This window comes from Novosphingobium sp. KCTC 2891 (assembly GCF_025938155.1).
GTDB lineage: Bacteria > Pseudomonadota > Alphaproteobacteria > Sphingomonadales > Sphingomonadaceae > Novosphingobium.
The window spans coordinates 212,656-230,396 of record NZ_JAPCZG010000003.1 but is presented as its reverse complement, the minus strand read 5'-3'; the positions used below and the strand labels follow the sequence as shown (position 1 = coordinate 230,396).

Genomic DNA, 17,741 nt, shown 5'->3' with positions numbered 1-17,741 from the left:
GGCCGCGCGCCTAGCAGCGGATTACGCCGAACGGAAGGATTCCTTCGGCACATGGGTAATGCGGCAGGCAAGGTCGGCCTCGCCCGAGGCGACGATGAAGCGGTCGCCCGCGTCGATCACCCCGGTGGTGAACACCACGTCGCGCAAATAGAGCAGGTCTTCCAGCGGCCGCGTCAGCTCCGCGTTCGGCTCCAGCAGCGGCCCGTCTGAGGTCGCAATCACCCGCGTCGGGTCTGCTTCATCGAGTAGCGTCCAGTAGGTGCGGTAGATACCGACGATTTCCTTCGGCTCCACCCCGTGCCACAGCGTCAGCCAGCCACGCCTGCCATCGATCTCGGTCAGGATCGGCGGCGCGCCGCCCCCCATGCGCGCGGTCGCCACGGTTCCGGCAGGCGGACGGATGTGCGGCGCGATGTGCGGCTTCCAGTGCAGCCCGTCGGGCGAGGTGGCGAGATTGATCGATGGCCCCGGACGCCATTCGCTGCCTGGCGGATAGGCGAAGTAGAGATCGCCCAGCGGCCGTGTCTGCGCCCAGAACTTGCCCTCCACCAACCCTTCGAAGATCAGCATGTCCTTGTTCTGGTGATCGAGCACGATCCCCTCGAACGTCCAATCGAGCCCGTTGTCTGATGTGTAGAGCGTGGTGGAATGGCGCTCCGGGCTGACCGAGCAGGTCGTCATCCAGTACCGGTCCTCCATGCGCGAAATCCGCGCATCCTCAATGCCGTAGCATTGGTATGAACCCTGCGGCGCGATAGCCTTGTCATAGTGGATCGCCACGATTTCCAGCCCATCCGAGGTCATCTCGACCGGCAGCAGCCACGACAGCGAGGTGAGCGCCATGACCTTCCAGCCGCCGCCGCCCACTGCCCCGGAACCCAGCATGAACTTGCGCGGATCCGCCGTGTCGACCAGTTCGAGCGGCCATCCGTCGAGCACGTAGCCGCCGTCCTCCCAGCGGATCGCGTGGACCTTGCCATCGACGATCGGCTCGCGCAGCGCCTCGGCCACGCGCACCATCAGCAGGATGTTGCCGCCGGGCAGCACGGTCATGCCGGGGTTGAACGCGCCCAGCACATAAGTCTCGGCAGCGAAGTGGCCCGCCAGTGGGGAGCGCGACAGGTCGATCACGTGCGGCGTCAGCACGAGGCGGTCATAGGGAAACTGCGTCACGAAACCGGCCCTCCTTGTTGACGGAGGAAGGCATGGCGCCGCTATACGTTCCCGCGCATGCGGCGGATCAGGGCTTCCAGTCGAGGAACCGCGCCAGCAGCGCGAGTCCGTAGTCCTGGCTCTTTTCCGGATGGAACTGCACGCCAAGGATATTGTCGCGCCCCACCGCCGCGACCAGCCCGCCGCCATGGTCGGTCATCGCTGCCACATCCGTCCCCTGCGCGGTGACGAAGTGATAGGAATGGAGGAAATAGGCCTCGCCGCCTTCGACCAGGCTTTCATGGTGACTGGGCTCCACGTCGTTCCAGCCCATGTGCGGCACCTTGATCGCCGGGTCGGTCCGCTCGATCGGGCGCACTTCGCCGCCGATCCAGCCCAGCCCCTCGGTCACGCCGAATTCGATGCCCCGGTCAGCCAGCAGCTGCATCCCCACGCAGATGCCCAGGAACGGCGCCGCGCCCACCAGCACGCGCTCTTCCATTGCATCGACCAGGCCCGGCACACCGCGCAGCGCCTCGGCGCAAGACTTGAACGCGCCCACGCCGGGCAGCACGATCCGGTCCGCCGCGCGGACGACTTCCGGGTCTGCGGTGACGGAAACCTCTGCGGCGCCCGCCGCCATCAGCGCATTGTGGACCGAACGCAGGTTGCCCGCGCCATAGTCGATCAGCGCGACGATCTCAGCCACCGAGGATGCCCTTGGTCGACGGCACCGCGTCGGCCTTGCGCGGGTCGATCGCCACCGCCTGTCGCATCGCGCGGGCGAAACCCTTGTAGATGCCTTCGATGATGTGGTGGTTGTTCGAGCCGTAGAGGCTTTCGATGTGCAGCGTGATGCCGGCGGCCTGGCTGATCGACTGGAACCAGTGCTCGAACATCTCGGTGTCCATCTCGCCAAGGCGCGGCTGCGTGAACGCGGCCTTCCACACCAGCACCGGCCTGCCCGAGATGTCGAGCGCCACGCGGCTCAGCGCCTCGTCCATCGGCGAATAGGTGTGGCCGTAGCGGGCGATGCCCTTCTTGTCGCCCAGCGCCTGCGAAATGGCCTGGCCCAGCGCGATGGCGCTGTCCTCGGTCGTGTGGTGCTGGTCGACATGGAGGTCGCCCTTCACCCGGCAGGTCACGTCGATCAGCGAATGGCGGCTGAACTGCTCGATCATGTGGTCGAGGAAGCCAATCCCCGTCTCCACCTGATAGGTGCCGGTGCCATCGAGATTGACCGACACGTCGATGTCGGTTTCCTCGGTCTTCCGCTTGATCGATCCGGTGCGCATGGAAGCGCCTATAGGCCGGTGGAACGCAGAATCAATCGCCCCTTGATCCGCACCCTTTGCCCCGCGGCGCGGCAACGCCCCCTTGACCGCGCGGCCCGGCGGGGCGAATGGTATGCGCCATGACCGAAAGCCCCGATAGCCTGATCCCCTATGATGAAATCGTGCAGGAGGCGCTGCGCGCCGTCGTCGGCCGCGTGCTGGGGCAGGTCGAATCTTCGGGCGGCCACCTGCCCGGCAACCATCACTTCTATATCACGTTCAAGACCGGCGCCCCCGGGGTGTCGATCCCGACCCGCCTGAAAGAGCGCTTTCCGGACGAAATGACCATCGTTCTCCAGAACAAGTTCTGGGATCTGAAGGTCGCGGAAGACCACTTCAGCGTGGGGCTGAGCTTCAACCAGATCCCCTCCAGCCTGCTGGTTCCGTTCAGCGCGATCACCGCCTTCGTCGATCCGGCGGTCGATTTCGGCCTCCAGTTCCAGGCTGCGGGCGACCTCGACGACGAGGACTTCGAGGATGCCGGCAACGATTCGGCGGCAGACGACGGGGAACAGGGCGACAAGCCGGCCGTTGAGCCGGCCGAGGACGGTTCCAACGTCGTGACGGTGGATTTCGGCCGCAAGAAGTAAGGCGGGCCTGATCCGGCCCCCGCAAGGCAAGGGCATCCGATGGGTCTGTTGAAGCGCACGAAACGCACGCTGGGCGAGGCCGGACGCAACACCGCCGATACCGCGAAGCAGGCCGCCGACGCGGTTCCGCCGCCCAGTCCAAACCCGATGACCACCGTGATCTTGGCAGACATCGCACTGCGCGCCGGCGGCGCGCTGCTGCGCCGGGGCGTGGAAACCGGCATCCTTGGCCAGCAATTCGGCGCGAAAAAGGCGAAGAAGATCATCAAGGGCCGCAGCCTGGGCCAGACGCTGGTCGGCACGGCGCTCGCCCGCGTCGCCACGCGCTCGGTTCCGGGCGCAATCGTGGTCGGCGGCGGCCTTCTGGCAAAGACGCTCTACGATCGCCGCCACGCGGCATCGCAAAAGGCCAAGGGCGAGGAACAGGTCGCCGAGCAGGCGGAAAAGGGCAAGAAGGCCTGAAGCCGCCGCGCCCGTCCGCGCCGCCCCCGGCTTGACCGAAGGGCCAGCGATGCGCCACTAGCGCTCATGGCCGACACAGTTTCCCAGACCGGCGCGGACACGCTCCACCGCCGCGGACTTATGTTCATCCTGTCCTCGCCCTCGGGCGCGGGCAAGACCACCATCGCGCGCCGGCTGCTGGCGGAAGACTCCGAAATCGCATTGTCGATCTCGGCCACCACCCGTCCGATGCGCGCGGGCGAAGTCGACGGGAAGGACTACCACTTCGTGTCGCAGGACGACTTCGACCGCATGGTCGAGGAAAACGAGTTCTACGAATGGGCGCACGTGTTCGGGAAAAGCTACGGCACGCCCAAGGCGGAAATCCGCGCGGGCCTGAAGGCCGGGCGCGACTTCCTGTTCGACATCGACTGGCAGGGCACGCAGCAGCTCTACCAGAAGGCGCAGGCCGACGTGGTGCGCGTGTTCATCCTGCCCCCCAGCCTTGAAGAACTGGGCCGCCGCCTCGTGGGGCGCGGCACCGACAGCGCCGAAGTGATCGCGGCGCGCATGGCCCGCGCGCAGGCGGAAATCAGCCACTGGGACGGCTACGACTACGTCGTGGTCAACGACGATGTCGAAACCTGCTTCGCCAAAGTGCGCCAGATCCTGGAAGCCGAGCGGATGCGCCGCACCCGCCAGACCGGCCTGATCGACTTCGTGCGCGAACTCACGCAGTCGTAAGGGGCACGGCCTGACGGGCTAGAGCGTCAAGATTCAGGGCCGGCCCGCCCGGCCCACGTCCACTTCCGTCACCAGAATAGCGCCCAGCGGTGCCGCTGCCGCCTTTTCCGCATCGCTGTGCGGACCGCAAAGCATGAACAGGTGGCGCCCTTCCGGACCGCCCAGCATGCAGGCGTAGCAGTTGGTATCGCCCACCGGCACCGTTTCCAGCACCGCCCCGCCCTCGGCGATTCGCGCGCATTCGGCCGCACCCGGATTGGCGATCCAGATGGCCCCTTCGGCATCGAGCGCAATCCCGTCGGGCAGGCGCGGCGCGGTGTCCGCCCACAGCCGGCGGTTCGACAGGGTGCCATCGGCCGCGATATCGAACGCGGTCAGCCGCATTCCGAAGGTTTCCGCCACGATCAGCGTGCCGCCATCGGGCGTGATCACCATGCCGTTGGGAAAAGCCAAGCCTTCCGCGGCGACCGACACCGCACCGTCCGGTCCCACGCTCGCCAGCCTGGCCAGCGGGGTATCGGCAAAGATCGCCTCGATCCCCTTCTCGCGCGCGGTGCGGTCAAGATCGAAACCGAAGTTGCCCACCCAGGCGCGCCCGTCCGCCGCGACAACCATGTCGTTGCACATATGGACGGAAATGCCGCCAAGATCGGCGTGCAGCGCCACGCGCCCATCGGGCCAGCGCCGCCAGACCTGCTGCTTCTTCATCGAGACGAAGAGCAGCGAACCGTCGGGCATCCACCCCAGTCCAGAGGGCTGGTCATCCACCGCCAGTTCCACTCGCAAGTCGCCACCGAGGCCGACCGAGCAGATCGAATGCTTGTAGAAGTCGCTGAACCACAGCCGGCCTTCATGCCAGCGTGGTCCTTCGGCGAAGTGGATGCCGTCCACCAGCGTGCGCAGGGTCCGGGTCATGTCAGTGCCCCGAGGGATCGACGGCGTCTTCCGGCACCCAGCCGTTGACGATGCCGCCATCGATCGGAAGCGGCGTGCCCACCACGTAGTCGCCTGCGCGGCTGGCGAGGTAGATCGCGCCGCCTGCCATGTCCTCGATCGTGCCGACGCGCTTCGACGGAATGCCCTTGGCCGAAGCTTCGGGATTGAGCGCGGCGGCCTTGTTCATTTCCGACGGGAAAGCGCCGGGGCAGATGCAGCTGGCGACGATATTGTCCTTGATCAGCCGGGCCGCCATGCGCCGGGTCAGGTGGATCAGCGCGGACTTCGACGCCTGGTAGGAGTAGGTTTCCCACGCATTGGGACGCAGGCCGTCGATCGAGGCGATATTGATCACCTTGGCCGGCCGATCTGCCGCGGCCGCCTGGAGCAGCCCGTGCAGCTTCTGGGTCAGGAAGAACGGCGTCTTGACGTTGAGGTCCATCACCTTGTCCCAGCCGCTCTCGGGGAACTGGTCGAACTCCGCACCCCACGCCGCGCCGGCATTGTTGACGAGAATGTCGAGCCGGCTCTCACGCGCGGCAAGGTCGGCGGCGAGCGCCTCGATCCCGGCCATCGTGGAAATATCGCCCGGCAAGGCAATGCAGCGCTCACCCAGCCGCGCGGCGGTTTCCTCGACCACCGAGGCCTTGCGCGCGGTGACGTAGACCCGCTCGCAGCCTGCGGCGATGAAGCCTTCCGCGATCATCTCGCCGATCCCGCGCGATCCGCCCGTCACCAGCGCGACCCGGCCTTCAAGGCTGAACAGCTTGCTGAAATCCATGTGCGCTCTCTCCCTTGCTTGCTTCGGCACCCGGTGCCCGAAGCAGGAAGGGCGGCTCCGCCTATTCGCCGAACCGCCCTTCGCATTCATTCCTTCATGTTCGCCGTGCTCAGTAGCCGCTCAGTTCGGCCACCTTCTGCGCGTGGTAGAACTGGTCGCCCAGGAACTCGGCCAGCGCGCGATCGCGCTTCATGTAGAGGCCGATGTCGAATTCGTCGGTCATGCCCACGCCGCCGTGCATCTGCACGCCTTCGCGCACCGCGAGGCTGGACGCCTTGCCCGCCTTGGCCTTGGCCACCGCGACCATCAGCTCGGCCTTTTCCGATCCTGCATCGAGCAACTGCTGCGCCTTGATCACGGTCGCATCGGCGATCTCGATCTCGGAATAGAGATGCGCGGCGCGGTGCTGGAGCGCCTGGAATTCGCCGATCAGCTGGCCGAACTGCTTGCGCGTGCGCAGGTAATTGGTGGTGATGTCGAACGCGCCCGAAGCCACGCCCGCCTGCTCCGCCGCCGCGCCAAGGCGACCGGCGTTCAGCACCTTGTTCAGCAGCGCGCGGCCGCCATCGACTTCGCCGATCACACTGCCGCCATCCAGCTCGACATTGTCGAACGTGATGTGGCTCGCCATCGCGCTGTCCACCAGCCGCACCGAATTGTGGCCCACGCCGGCGGCATCCTTCGGCACCGCGAACAGGGTCAAGCCATCGGCATCGCCATCGCTGCCCGAAGTGCGCGCGGCGACGATGATCGCATCGGCCGAAGCGCCCTGCACCACGAAGTCCTTGCGGCCCGAAAGGCGGAAGCCGTTGCCCGCCTTCTCGGCGCGGCAGGCGATCCGCTCAGGACGATGCTTGGCGCCTTCGTCGATGGCGACGGCCAGCACGCCTTCACCCGCGATCACGCGGGGCAGCCAGCGGCCCTTGAGGTCGGCCGAAGCATCGGCCAGAGCGGTCACGCCCATGACCGAGCTGGTCAGGAACGGCGACGGCGTCAGGTTGCGGCCGATTTCCTTCAGCACGATCCCCGCCTCGACATGGCCCATGCCCAGCCCGCCGTCCGTTTCGGCGGCGAGCATCCCGGTCAGGCCCATTTCGGAAAACTGCTTCCACAGCGCGTGGGCAAAACCGTCCTGGCAATTGGTGTCGCGCAGGTGGCGCAACTGCTTCTTGATCCCGCCTTCCTCGGCGAGGAAACCGGTGACGGTATCGGCCAGCATCTGCTGGTCGTCGTTGTGATACAGAGGCATCGTGTCTCTCCAGGCTCCCCCTTCCCGGGGGAACGTGCGGGCGGGGCCTGCGCCCCGCCCCGTCAAGGGTTCAGCGGTTCGCCGCGTTCAGGCGCCCGGCAGTTCGAGAATGCGCTTCGAGATCACGTTCAGCATGACCTCGCTGGTACCGCCCTCGATCGAGTTGGCCTTGGTGCGCAGCCACGAACGCGGCAGCGCGCCGCCTTCGGTCTCCTCGCTGTCCCATTCGAGCGCGGTGCTGCCGCCGGCCGACATCAGCAGTTCCAGCCGCTGCTTGTTCAGCTCGGTGCCGGCATACTTCATCATGTTGGGCTGGGCGGGATGGCCACGGCCGATCTTGACCTCGTCCATGAACTTCTCGCTCATGCAGGTGAAGGCCAGCGCATCGACGTCGAACAGCGCCACCTGGCCGCGCAGCACCGGATCTTCCAGCGCACCGTGGCGCGCCAGCGAGGCGCCGAGCGAGCCTGCGCGGTCGCCGCCGCCAGTGGCCGAGATCATCTCGCGCTCGTGACCCAGCAGGTACTTGGCCACGTCCCAGCCGCGGTTCAGCTGGCCCACGATCTGGTCCTTGGGCACGACGACGTTGTCGAAGAAGGTCTCGCAGAACGGCGAATTGCCGCTGATCAGCTTGATCGGCTTGGTCGAAACGCCCGGCGTGGTCATGTCGAACAGCAGGAAGCTGATGCCCTGGTACTTGTTCGCCTTGTCGGTGCGGACCAGGCAGAAGATCCAGTCGGCCTTGTCGGCATAGGAAGTCCAGATCTTCTGGCCGTTGACCACCCAGTGGTCGCCCTTGTCTTCACCGAAGGTCTGCAAGCTGACGAGGTCGGAACCCGAACCCGGCTCGGAATAGCCCTGGCACCAGCGGATTTCGCCGCGCGCGATCTGGCTCAGGTAATGGACCTTCTGCTCCTCGGTGCCGAACTTCAGCAGCGCGGGGCCAAGCATCCAGATGCCGAAGCTCGACAGCGGGGGACGCGCATTGATGCGGACCATTTCCTCGCGCCAGATCTTGGCTTCGGCTGCGCTCATCCCGGCGCCGCCATAGGCCTTGGGCCAATCGGGCACGGTGTAGCCCTTGGCCGCGCAGCGTTCGAGCCACTGCTTTTGCGCCTCGTTCTTGAACTTGAAATTGCGACCGCCCCAGCAGGCGTCATCGTCGTCGCGCACAGGTTCGCGCATTTCCGGCGGGCAGTTTTCCTCCAGCCACGCGCGGATTTCCTGACGGAAGGTATCCAGATCCGACATCGGTTATGCTCCTCTCTTAATCGATAAATTAAGGCGAGTCGGACCACGCTGGCAAGCGCAGAATTCCGCCATTTGCGCGATGTCACGCTTGCCGTAGCGTAAACCGCGAAGCCATTGACGAAGCCCCCTTCCCGCCTAAGCTGCGCGCCAATCAGAACAGTTGAAACGGATGGAGAGGGTGATGCGATTCAACGGGAAGACCGTCGTCGTGACGGGAGCCGCTTCGGGCATCGGACGGGCCACCGCGATCAAGTTCGCCGCCGAAGGTGCGCTGGTCTATGCCGCCGACATCGATGAAAGCGGCCTTGCCGAAACCGCCGCCGCATCGAACGGGCAGGTCACCTGCGTGCGCTGCGACGTCACCAGCACCGAGGACATCAAGGCGCTGATGGACCGCGCCGCAGCCGAGACCGGCGGTATCGACACCGTGTTCAACAACGCCGGCGCGGGCGGTGACATGGCCCCCATCGACGAGATCGAGCCCGAAGGCTGGGACCGCACCATGCACCTGCTGCTGCGCTCGGTCGCCTTCGGCATCCGCTACGCCGTGCCGCACATGAAGGGCCGCCCCGGCGCCTCGTTCGTCAACACCTCCAGCGTCGCGGCGATCGGGCCGGGCTATTCGCCCAACGCCTATGCCGTAGCCAAGGCCGGCGTGCTGCACCTGACCAAGACCAGCGCGGCCGACCTCGCCAAGCACCAGATCCGCGTCAACGCGGTGCAGCCGGGCTTCATCAACACCAACATCTTCACCCGCGCCGTAGGCTTGCCGCCCGAAATGGCCGAGCAGGCCAAGGCGATCATCGCGCAGCTTTCCACCCAGGCCCAGCCCGTCGCGCGCGGCGGACAGGGCGACGACATTGCCGAAGCGGTGCTTTACCTCGCCAGCGATGCCGCCAGCTTCGTCAACGGCACCTCGCTGATCGTCGATGGCGGCCTCACCATCGGCCCGCGCCATTCGTGGGACCCCGAAGCGCCCGGCCTGTTCCAGCAGCTGGAAGTGATGGCCCAGGCAGCAGGCGCCGCGGCATCGGAGTGAAATATTTGCGGTGCTTGATTTGGCTCAAGGCATCCCGCACGAATTAACCGACGCATTAAACGAGAGCAGGAATCGGGGCCATCCGGGCGCCGCAGCAGGAGAGACTTATGGATTTCGACCCGACCGAACGGCAGGTCTACTGGCGCGACCGCGTTCGCGACTTCATCGAGGCCCATGTCCGCCCCCGCAACGGCGACTACAAGGCTGAACAAGCCACCGGCGACCGCTGGAAGGTGATCCAGACGGTCGAGGAGGAGAAGGCCCGCGCCAAGGCGCAGGGGATCTGGAACCTGTTCATGCCGCCCAAGAACGGCGGGCACCACCACGTCGACGAGACCTTCGAGTTCGAAGGCCCCGGCCTCACCAACCTCGAATACGCCCTCTGCGCCGAGGAAATGGGCCGCATGGGCTGGGCATCGGAAGTGTTCAACTGCTCCGCGCCCGATACCGGCAACATGGAAGTGCTGCACCGCTACGGCACGCGCGAGCACAAGGAAAAGTGGCTGAAGCCGCTGATGAACGGAGAGATCCGCTCCGCCTTCCTGATGACCGAGCCGCAGGTCGCCTCTTCGGATGCGACCAATATCGAGACCTCGATCCGCCGCGACGGCAACGAATACGTGATCAATGGCCGCAAGTGGTGGTCGTCGGGCGCGGGCGATCCGCGCTGCACCGTCGCCATCGTGATGGGCAAGACCGATTTCGAGGCGAAGAAGCACCAGCAGCAGTCGATGGTGCTGGTCCCGCTCGATGCCCCGGGCGTGAAGATCATCCGCCACCTGCCCGTGTTCGGCTATGACGACGCGCCGCACGGCCACATGGAAATGGAACTGGTGGACGTGCGCGTCCCCGTTTCGGACATCCTGCTGGGCGAAGGGCGCGGGTTCGAGATCGCGCAGGGCCGCCTCGGGCCGGGCCGCATCCATCACTGCATGCGCACCATCGGCGTGGCCGAGGAAGCGATTGCCAAGATGGCCAAGCGGCTTCAGTCGCGCGTGGCCTTCGGCAAGTCGATCTCCAGCCACTCGGTGTGGGAACAGCGCATCGCGCAGGCCCGCATCGACATCGAAATGACCCGCCTGCTCTGCCTCAAGGCCGCGGACATGATGGACAAGGTCGGCAACAAGTCGGCCGCGCTCGAAATCGCGATGATCAAGGTGCAGGCCCCGAACATGGCGCTGCGCATCATCGACGACGCGATCCAGGCGCATGGCGGCGGCGGCGTATCCGACGATTACGGCCTTGCCTCGGCCTACGCCCAGATGCGCACGCTGCGCCTCGCCGACGGGCCGGACGAAGTCCACAACCGCTCGATCGCCCGCATCGAGTTCGCCCGTCACTCCGACGCCGCACAAGGCGAGCGCGGGTTCAGTTCGGGCGACCTCGGCGTGGCACGCTGACCGGCAGCGCCGTCCCGGTCCGCCGCGACCGGGACGGCGCGCGCCCAACCAATCGCCCACCCGGAACGGGGGGCCACACGGGAGAAATCCGATGAAAGCCGCCATTCTCGAAAAAGCCGGCCAACCGCTGGTAATCGACCACCTGACCATCTCCAAGCCCGGCCCGCATGAAGTGCTGGTGCGCACCGCCGCCTGCGGCCTGTGCCATTCGGACCTGCACTTCATCGAAGGCATCTACCCGCACGCCATGCCTGCCGTGCCGGGCCACGAAGCCGCCGGCATCGTCGAGGCGGTCGGCAGCGAAGTGCGCACGGTCAAGGTCGGCGATGCGGTCGTCACCTGCCTTTCGGCCTATTGCGGCCACTGCGAATTCTGCGTCACCGGCCGCATGTCTCTGTGCCTCGGCGGCGATACGCGCCGCGGCCCCGGCGACGCACCGCGTCTCACCCGCACGTCCGACGGCAGCCTGGTCAACCAGATGCTCAACCTGTCGGCCTTCGCCGAGATGATGCTGATCCACGAACACGCCTGCGTCGCGATCAATCCCGACATGCCGCTCGACCGGGCCGCGGTGATCGGTTGCGCCGTGACGACCGGCGCGGGCACCGTGTTCAACGCGTGCAAGGTGACGCCGGGCGAAACCGTGGCCGTGGTCGGCTGCGGCGGCGTCGGGCTCGCCACGATCAACGCCGCCAAGATCGCGGGCGCCGGCCGGATCATCGCCGCCGACCCGATCCCCGAAAAGCGTGCGCTAGCGCTCAAGCTGGGTGCCACCGACGTGGTCGATGCCGCCGATCCCGATGCGGCCAAGCAGATCCTCGAACTGACCAAGGGCGGCGTCGATCATGCGATCGAAGCCGTTGGCCGTCCCGCTTCGGCCAACCTCGCCGTCGCCTCGCTGCGGCGCGGCGGCACCGCCACGATCCTCGGGATGCTTCCGCTCAACGAAAAGGTCGGGCTGGGCGCGATGGACCTGCTTTCGGGCAAGAAGTTGCAAGGCGCGATCATGGGCGGCAACCGCTTCCCGGTCGATCTGCCGCGCCTCGTCGATTTCTACATGCGCGGGCTTCTCGATCTCGACACGATCATCGCCGAGCGCATTCCGCTCAGCCAGATCAATGAAGGCTTCGAGAAGATGAAGGCGGGCCACACCGCCCGCAGCGTCATCGTGTTCGACCAGTAATCCGGCTGGCCCTGCCCCCTTTGGCGGGCAGGGCCGCCCTTCCCAACATCCCAAGCCCGCCGCCAGACGCGGGCGCGAAACCGAACGGGAGCGCCATGACCCAGCTCGATGCACAGGCAGCCTTCACCGGCACGACCGAACCCGAAGGCGCCGACCGGCTGGACGAGGCCGCGCTCACCCGCTGGTTCGAAGCCAACGTTACCGGCTTCGCCGGCCCCCTCACCGTCCGCAAGTTCAAGGGCGGCCAGTCCAACCCCACCTACCGCATCGAAACGCCAGCGACCGCCTATGTCCTGCGGCGCAAACCCTATGGCAAGCTGCTGCCGTCCGCCCATGCAGTCGACCGCGAATTTCGCGTCCAGTCCGGCCTGTCCCGCGCCGGGTTCACGGTGCCCCCGCAATACGGGCTGTGCACCGACGACAGCGTGATCGGATCGATGTTCTACGTGATGGGCTGCGTCGAGGGACGCACCTTGTGGGACGGCGCCATGCCCGGCGCCACGCCGCAGGACCGCCGCGCCACCTATCTCGCGATGGTCGATACCCTGGCCGACCTGCACAATGTCGACGTCGAGGCTGCGGGTCTTTCCGATTTCGGCAAGCCCGGCAACTACTTCGGCCGTCAGGTGGATCGCTGGACCAAGCAATACCGCCTCTCCGAAACCGAAGTCATGCCCGAGATGGAGCGGCTGATCGCGTGGCTGCCCGCCACGCTGCCCGAACAGACCCGCACCAGCGTGGTCCACGGCGACTACCGCATCGACAACCTGATCTTCGCGCCCACCGAACCGCGCGTGCTGGCCGTGCTCGATTGGGAGCTTTCGACGCTGGGCGATCCGCTGGCGGACTTCACCTATTTCTGCATCGCGTGGATGACCGACAACGGCGGGCGCTCGGGCGTGCAGGATCTGGATCGCGCCGCCCTCGGTATCCCCGAACTGGACGAAGTGGTGGCCCGCTATTGCGAGCGGACCGGGCGCACGGGGCTGGACAACCTCGACTGGTATCTCGCCTACAACTTCTTCCGCCTCGCCGGGATCGTGCAGGGCATCAAGAAGCGCTACCTCGACGGCACCGCTTCGTCCGCCCATGCCAAGGCCAGTTCGGAGCGCGTCCACCCGCTCGCCCAGGCCGCCTGGCACTACGCGGTGCGCGCCGGCGCCTGACACGGAAAGGGCGGCTTCCGTTTCCGGAGGCCGCCCCTGTTTCCTTCACCTTGTCCGGCGAACGATCAGGCCGCTTCGGCCCGCTTGTCCGCGCGTTCGAGGTTGAGCATCTCGGCCAGCAGGAACGCCAGCTCGATCGACTGCGCCGCGTTGAGACGCGGGTCGCAATGCGTGTGGTAACGGTCGGCAAGGCCTTCCTGCGTGATCGCCACCGCACCGCCGGTGCATTCGGTCACGTCGCGGCCGGTCATCTCGATGTGGATGCCGCCCGCGTGCGTGCCTTCGGCGCGGTGAACCGCGAAAAAGCCCTTCACTTCGGACAGGATGCGGTCGAACGGACGCGTCTTGTAGCCGTTGTCGGCCTTGATGACGTTGCCGTGCATCGGATCGCAAGACCACACCACCGGATGGCCCTCGCGCTTCACCGCGCGGACCAGCGGGGCCAGCCCGGCTTCCACCTTGTCATGCCCGAAACGGCTGATCAGCGTGATGCGCCCTGCCTCGCGGCCGGGGTTGAGTGTATCGAGCATCGCCAGCAACGCGTCGGGCGTCAGGCTCGGCCCGCACTTCATCCCGATCGGGTTGTTCACGCCGCGCAGGTATTCGACATGCGCCGAACCCTCGAACCGGGTGCGGTCGCCGATCCAGAGCATGTGCGCGCTGGTGTCGTACCATTCACCGGTCAGCGAATCCTGCCGCGTCATCGCCTCTTCGTACTGCAGCAGCAGCGCTTCGTGGCTGGTGTAGAAGCTGGTGCCCTTGAGCTGCGGGACCGTGCTGGGATCGACACCGCAGGCTTCCATGAAATCGAGCGATTCGCCGATCTTGTCGGCCATCTCGCTGAACTTCGCGGCCCACGGGCTCTTGCCGATATGCTCCAGCGTCCACTGGTGGACCTGGCGCAGGTTGGCATAGCCGCCGTTCGCGAAAGCGCGCAGCAGGTTCAGCGTCGCCGCTGCCTGGCTATAGGCGCGCAGCATCCGGTTCGGATCGGGAATCCGCGATTCAGGCGTGAAGTCGATGCCGTTGATGTTGTCGCCCAGATAGCTCGGCAGTTCGACATCGCCGATCTTCTCGACCGGCGACGAACGCGGCTTGGCGAACTGGCCGGCCATGCGGCCCACCTTCACCACCGGCTGCTTGCTGGCGAACGTCAGCACCACCGCCATCTGCAACAGCACGCGGAACGTGTCGCGGATGTTGTTCGGATGGAATTCGGCAAACGATTCGGCGCAGTCCCCGCCCTGAAGCAGGAAACCCTTGCCCGCCGCCACCTGGGCCAGATCGGCCTTGAGCGCGCGTGCTTCGCCCGCAAAGACCAGCGGCGGAAAGTTCGCCAGGGTCTGCTCGACCTCGGTCAGCTTTTCCGCGTTGGGATAGGTCGGCAGATGCCGCGCCTCAAACCCACGCCAGCTATGCGCATTCCAGTTGCTTGCCACTTTACCGTCCTTTCAAGACCGGCAGCCATACGCTGCGACAGACACAAATGCAAAGGAAGGCTTGCGATCACAGTCATCGGACCGGCCTCGAAAGCGCCGGTCCGATCGGATCGTTTCACTTGGGCCGAGGCACCACTTCCAGGCGCCAAGACCTGTCACGCCGCAGGTAACGGTTGGCGAGCGCCTGCATACGTTCCGGCGTGGTCGTGCTGTAGTCGGTCAGGATCGAGCGGATGTCGCTGAATTTGCCCGGTTCCAGTGCCCCGCCTTCCAGCTGGTACATGTAGAAGCCGTTGCCCGTGCTGGCCCGCGTGATCAGCTGCTTCATCGGCTCGGTCACGCGCGCGATCTCGTCCGCGGTGGGCGGATTGGCGGACAGATCGGCCGCGATCTTGTCTGCCGCGGCGAAGAACGCGGGCAGATCCTGCGGGCGCAACTGCACCGTCGCAGCCAGATACCCGCCCGAAGGCAGGTCCAGCGGCCAGGTCGAGGCAACCTGCGGGGCATAGCTCGCGCCGATCTTCTCGCGCATCTCGTCGAACAGGCGGATGTTGAAGATCTGCGACAGCAGTTCGAGCTGGCGCGATTCGCGCACGCCCGCGCGCCCTCCGCCGGTCGGCCAGGCGACCATCGCCGCTGCCGTTCCCGCATCGCCGTGGTGCGTCAGCACCAGCGGCTCCTCGTTGTGCGGCGGCACCGTGGGGGCCAGCGTGGAGGCCGGCGCATCGGCCCGCTTGGGCAGCGCACCGAACGTGCGCTCCAGCGCGGCGATCGCATCGGCGCGAGTGAAGTCGCCGAACATGTCGACTTCGATCGGCCCCTGCGCCAGCAGCGGTTCCCATACCCGGCGGAAGCCATCGGGCGTTACCTTGCCCAGCTCCGCCGGATTGGGCGTGGCATAGCGCGGATCGCCGTTCTTGAGCAGCCACGGCGCATCGCGGCCCAGCACCGCCTGCGGCGACGAATTGGTGCTTTCATAGGCGAGCTTTGCCGCCGCCCGCGCGCGCAGCACCGGGTTCGCATCCCAGCGCGGCATCCCCAGCTTGGCCGCGAACAGGTAGAGCTGGTCGGCCAGATCGGCGGGGCGCGTATCGGCCGACATCACGAAGTCGGTATCGTCGATGTTGAAATCGAGGCTGAGCTTGCGCCCAGTGGCCAGCCGGTCCAGCTCGTCGCGGCCCAGGTTGCCGATACCGGCATCCATCAGCGCCGTCTCGCCCAGCGGGCCATAGACGGCGTCCTTGGGGTCGATCGCGGCATAGCCGCCGCCGAAGCGGACCTTGACGATGATCCGGCCCGGCTCGGCCGCGTTGTGCCACAGCAGCGCCTTGACGCCGTTCGACAGTTCCACGCGCTCGATGTCGAGCAGGCCCGCAGGCGCCGTCGCCGCGAGCGTGCCGGGCGTGCCGATCGGCGGCAGGTCCGCAAACTTGAGCGTCGTGGCGGAGAGCCGGCTGCCCGCCGCCGCGTCCACCGGCGCCGCCAGCGCCTCCCGCACTTCGGCCTCGGTGCCGTCGCCGGTCTTGGGCGTGATCAGCACGCCGCGCACCACCGCGCCCTTGAACAAGTCCTTCGTGTGCTGGAACACCGCCTGCGGCGTGAACAGCGGCACCGACTTCTGGAAGATGCCATAGACGGTGTCGGGGTTCGCCACCGTTTCGCGGATATCGACCGCGTTGGCGATCTCGTCGGCCAGCTTCGAGCCGGCGAGCGTTTCCTGCGTTTCTACGGGCACCTTGAAGGCGACGTCGAACTCGGAGACTTCGCGCGCGATCTCCTCCGGGCTGGGCGGGCTGGACAGCGCATCGGCAATCACCGCGCGCACGTCACGCACCGCGGATTTCCAGTCGTCGCCCAGCGGCGTCACCGTCACCAGCGTGGTGTCGGCGGAACGGCTCACGTCCTGCTGCTCGACCGAAGCGGCGAGGAAGCTTGCCGTGCCGCGCGCCCGCGCTTCCAGCCGGCGATTGATCAGCGCCAGCGCGAGCCGGTCCACCATCAGCCCCTGGTTATAGGCGATGGTGTCGTTCACCTTCACCCACGGCCGCAGGATGGCATAGTTGAACACGCGCGGCAGGTCGGGTTCGACCATCACCCGCGCTTCGCCCACCGGGTTCTTCGGATCGGTGCCTGCGGGCGCGACCGGCTTGCCGAAATCGGGCTGCGCAGGTTTCTTGCCCGGCTTCTTCCAGCCGCCGAACCATTCCTTGATCTTGGCCACCATGACTTCGGGATCGGCGTCGCCGGCCACGATGATCACGGTGTTGTCGGGCCGGTACCACTTGTCGTGGAACGCCTTGACGCTCTCCGCCGTCGCGGCATTCAGCGTATCGACCGTGCCGATGGGCGAACGGTTGGCCAGCGGCTGCCCGGCGAAGAACAATCCGCGCGTGCCGTCGATCACGCGCGTTTGCGGGCCGGTGCGCTCGCGCATTTCGGCCAGCACGATCGGCACTTCGGTCTTCACGCCCACCGGCGTGAAGATGGGCGCGGTGATCATGCCCGACAGCAGCTTGAACGTCTCGTCGATCTTGGGCTCGGTCGCGTCGGGAACGTCGAGTTTGTAGACGGTCTGCGTCGCGCTCGTCTCGGCATTGGTGTCGCTGCCGAAAGTGGCGCCCAGCTTCTGCCAGGTGGGGATCGCCTCCCCGGCCTTCAGATACTTGGAATCGCGGAACGTCAGATGTTCGATCAGGTGCGCAAAACCGCGCTGCGCGTCGGTTTCATAGAGCGAGCCGGCATCGACCAGGATCCGCACCGAGATCTGCCCCGGCGGCACGCCATTGCGCCGCACGGCATAGCGCAGGCCGTTGGGCAGCGTGCCGAAGCCCCACGCCTTGTCGTGCGGAACGTCGCTGCCTTCATAGAGCCAGCCGGCCGGATCGGGCAGCGGCACCGCGGCGTGCTTGACGCCCGAGGACCGCGACAGTGCCGGCTGGGGCAGCGCGAGAGCGCCGGCGAGCAGGAGGGAAAGGAACTGGCCGAAGCGCCGCGAGGGCCGGGAAGTGGATCGCATCGCGCTTCTATAGGGGGCCA

16 protein-coding genes are annotated in these 17,741 nt (G+C 66.6%); 7 read left to right on the top strand and 9 right to left on the bottom strand.

Annotation, left to right across the window (positions count from 1 at the left end; genetic code table 11):
* Positions 1–21 precede the first annotated feature (21 nt).
* The 3 genes from OLX02_RS07395 to hisB form a co-directional block, all read right to left on the bottom strand.
* Entirely contained in the window at positions 22–1,173 is a 1,152-nt protein-coding gene (locus tag OLX02_RS07395; RefSeq protein ID WP_264421578.1) for a glycosidase, read from the bottom strand.
* Between the two features lie 67 nt (positions 1,174–1,240).
* Positions 1,241–1,861 carry an imidazole glycerol phosphate synthase subunit HisH gene (hisH, locus tag OLX02_RS07390; protein WP_264421576.1) on the bottom strand — a complete coding sequence of 207 codons (621 nt, stop codon included), beginning with the start codon at positions 1,859–1,861 and terminating at the stop codon, positions 1,241–1,243.
* On the bottom strand, positions 1,854–2,447 hold the full coding sequence (gene hisB, locus OLX02_RS07385; RefSeq protein WP_264421574.1) for an imidazoleglycerol-phosphate dehydratase HisB: 594 nt from the start codon (positions 2,445–2,447) through the stop codon (positions 1,854–1,856). The genes hisH and hisB overlap by 8 nt, the downstream gene beginning before the upstream one ends.
* 119 nt (positions 2,448–2,566) lie before the next feature.
* Between hisB and OLX02_RS07380 the strand changes: the two genes are divergently transcribed.
* From OLX02_RS07380 to gmk, 3 genes are all read left to right on the top strand, one after another.
* On the top strand, positions 2,567–3,076 hold the full coding sequence (locus OLX02_RS07380; RefSeq protein ID WP_264421572.1) for an SspB family protein: 510 nt from the start codon (positions 2,567–2,569) through the stop codon (positions 3,074–3,076).
* Positions 3,077–3,115: 39 nt separating this feature from the next.
* Complete coding sequence (locus OLX02_RS07375) at positions 3,116–3,538, top strand: hypothetical protein (protein WP_264421570.1); 423 nt, start codon at positions 3,116–3,118, stop codon at positions 3,536–3,538.
* Positions 3,539–3,604: 66 nt separating this feature from the next.
* Positions 3,605–4,261, top strand: a complete 657-nt coding sequence (gmk, locus tag OLX02_RS07370; RefSeq protein ID WP_264421568.1) for a guanylate kinase — start codon at positions 3,605–3,607, stop codon at positions 4,259–4,261.
* 33 nt (positions 4,262–4,294) lie between these two features.
* Here the strand turns inward: gmk and OLX02_RS07365 are convergent, their stop codons facing one another.
* From OLX02_RS07365 to OLX02_RS07350, 4 genes are all read right to left on the bottom strand, one after another.
* Positions 4,295–5,176, bottom strand: coding sequence for an SMP-30/gluconolactonase/LRE family protein (locus OLX02_RS07365; protein ID WP_264421566.1), 882 nt, complete (start codon positions 5,174–5,176; stop codon positions 4,295–4,297).
* 1 nt (position 5,177) lies between these two features.
* Positions 5,178–5,978: an SDR family oxidoreductase gene (locus tag OLX02_RS07360; RefSeq protein ID WP_264421564.1), complete on the bottom strand. Its 801-nt coding sequence runs from the start codon at positions 5,976–5,978 to the stop codon at positions 5,178–5,180.
* A gap of 109 nt (positions 5,979–6,087) precedes the next feature.
* A complete protein-coding gene (locus OLX02_RS07355) occupies positions 6,088–7,227 on the bottom strand; it encodes an acyl-CoA dehydrogenase family protein (RefSeq protein WP_264421563.1) in 1,140 nt (379 codons plus the stop codon).
* 87 nt (positions 7,228–7,314) lie between these two features.
* Positions 7,315–8,478: an acyl-CoA dehydrogenase family protein gene (locus OLX02_RS07350; RefSeq protein ID WP_264421561.1), complete on the bottom strand. Its 1,164-nt coding sequence runs from the start codon at positions 8,476–8,478 to the stop codon at positions 7,315–7,317.
* 181 nt (positions 8,479–8,659) lie between these two features.
* Between OLX02_RS07350 and OLX02_RS07345 the strand changes: the two genes are divergently transcribed.
* The 4 genes from OLX02_RS07345 (at position 8,660) to OLX02_RS07330 (ending at position 13,266) form a co-directional block, all read left to right on the top strand.
* Complete coding sequence (locus tag OLX02_RS07345; protein WP_264421560.1) at positions 8,660–9,517, top strand: SDR family NAD(P)-dependent oxidoreductase; 858 nt, start codon at positions 8,660–8,662, stop codon at positions 9,515–9,517.
* Positions 9,518–9,624: 107 nt separating this feature from the next.
* Positions 9,625–10,917 carry an acyl-CoA dehydrogenase family protein gene (locus OLX02_RS07340; protein ID WP_264421557.1) on the top strand — a complete coding sequence of 431 codons (1,293 nt, stop codon included), beginning with the start codon at positions 9,625–9,627 and terminating at the stop codon, positions 10,915–10,917.
* A 91-nt stretch (positions 10,918–11,008) separates the two neighbouring features.
* Complete coding sequence (locus tag OLX02_RS07335) at positions 11,009–12,100, top strand: Zn-dependent alcohol dehydrogenase (protein ID WP_264421556.1); 1,092 nt, start codon at positions 11,009–11,011, stop codon at positions 12,098–12,100.
* A gap of 95 nt (positions 12,101–12,195) precedes the next feature.
* The gene (locus OLX02_RS07330) at positions 12,196–13,266 is read left to right on the top strand and encodes a phosphotransferase family protein (protein WP_264421554.1); all 1,071 of its coding nucleotides are present in this window, start codon (positions 12,196–12,198) and stop codon (positions 13,264–13,266) included.
* 65 nt (positions 13,267–13,331) lie between these two features.
* Here OLX02_RS07330 and OLX02_RS07325 read toward each other — a convergent pair whose 3' ends face one another.
* Both OLX02_RS07325 and OLX02_RS07320 read right to left on the bottom strand, forming a co-directional pair.
* Positions 13,332–14,705 carry a class II 3-deoxy-7-phosphoheptulonate synthase gene (locus OLX02_RS07325; protein ID WP_264421552.1) on the bottom strand — a complete coding sequence of 458 codons (1,374 nt, stop codon included), beginning with the start codon at positions 14,703–14,705 and terminating at the stop codon, positions 13,332–13,334.
* A gap of 115 nt (positions 14,706–14,820) precedes the next feature.
* Complete coding sequence (locus OLX02_RS07320) at positions 14,821–17,721, bottom strand: M16 family metallopeptidase (RefSeq protein WP_264421550.1); 2,901 nt, start codon at positions 17,719–17,721, stop codon at positions 14,821–14,823.
* Positions 17,722–17,741: the final 20 nt, after the last annotated feature.

Coding starts and splice junctions, on each gene's coding strand:
- hisB (WP_264421574.1), bottom strand. CDS start 2,447: ATGCGCACCGGATCGATCAAGCGGAAGACCGAGGAAACCGACATCGAC.
- OLX02_RS07380 (WP_264421572.1), top strand. CDS start 2,567: ATGACCGAAAGCCCCGATAGCCTGATCCCCTATGATGAAATCGTGCAG.
- OLX02_RS07375 (WP_264421570.1), top strand. CDS start 3,116: ATGGGTCTGTTGAAGCGCACGAAACGCACGCTGGGCGAGGCCGGACGC.
- gmk (WP_264421568.1), top strand. CDS start 3,605: ATGGCCGACACAGTTTCCCAGACCGGCGCGGACACGCTCCACCGCCGC.
- OLX02_RS07365 (WP_264421566.1), bottom strand. CDS start 5,176: ATGACCCGGACCCTGCGCACGCTGGTGGACGGCATCCACTTCGCCGAA.
- OLX02_RS07360 (WP_264421564.1), bottom strand. CDS start 5,978: ATGGATTTCAGCAAGCTGTTCAGCCTTGAAGGCCGGGTCGCGCTGGTG.
- OLX02_RS07355 (WP_264421563.1), bottom strand. CDS start 7,227: ATGCCTCTGTATCACAACGACGACCAGCAGATGCTGGCCGATACCGTC.
- OLX02_RS07350 (WP_264421561.1), bottom strand. CDS start 8,478: ATGTCGGATCTGGATACCTTCCGTCAGGAAATCCGCGCGTGGCTGGAG.
- OLX02_RS07345 (WP_264421560.1), top strand. CDS start 8,660: ATGCGATTCAACGGGAAGACCGTCGTCGTGACGGGAGCCGCTTCGGGC.
- OLX02_RS07340 (WP_264421557.1), top strand. CDS start 9,625: ATGGATTTCGACCCGACCGAACGGCAGGTCTACTGGCGCGACCGCGTT.
- OLX02_RS07335 (WP_264421556.1), top strand. CDS start 11,009: ATGAAAGCCGCCATTCTCGAAAAAGCCGGCCAACCGCTGGTAATCGAC.
- OLX02_RS07330 (WP_264421554.1), top strand. CDS start 12,196: ATGACCCAGCTCGATGCACAGGCAGCCTTCACCGGCACGACCGAACCC.
- OLX02_RS07320 (WP_264421550.1), bottom strand. CDS start 17,721: ATGCGATCCACTTCCCGGCCCTCGCGGCGCTTCGGCCAGTTCCTTTCC.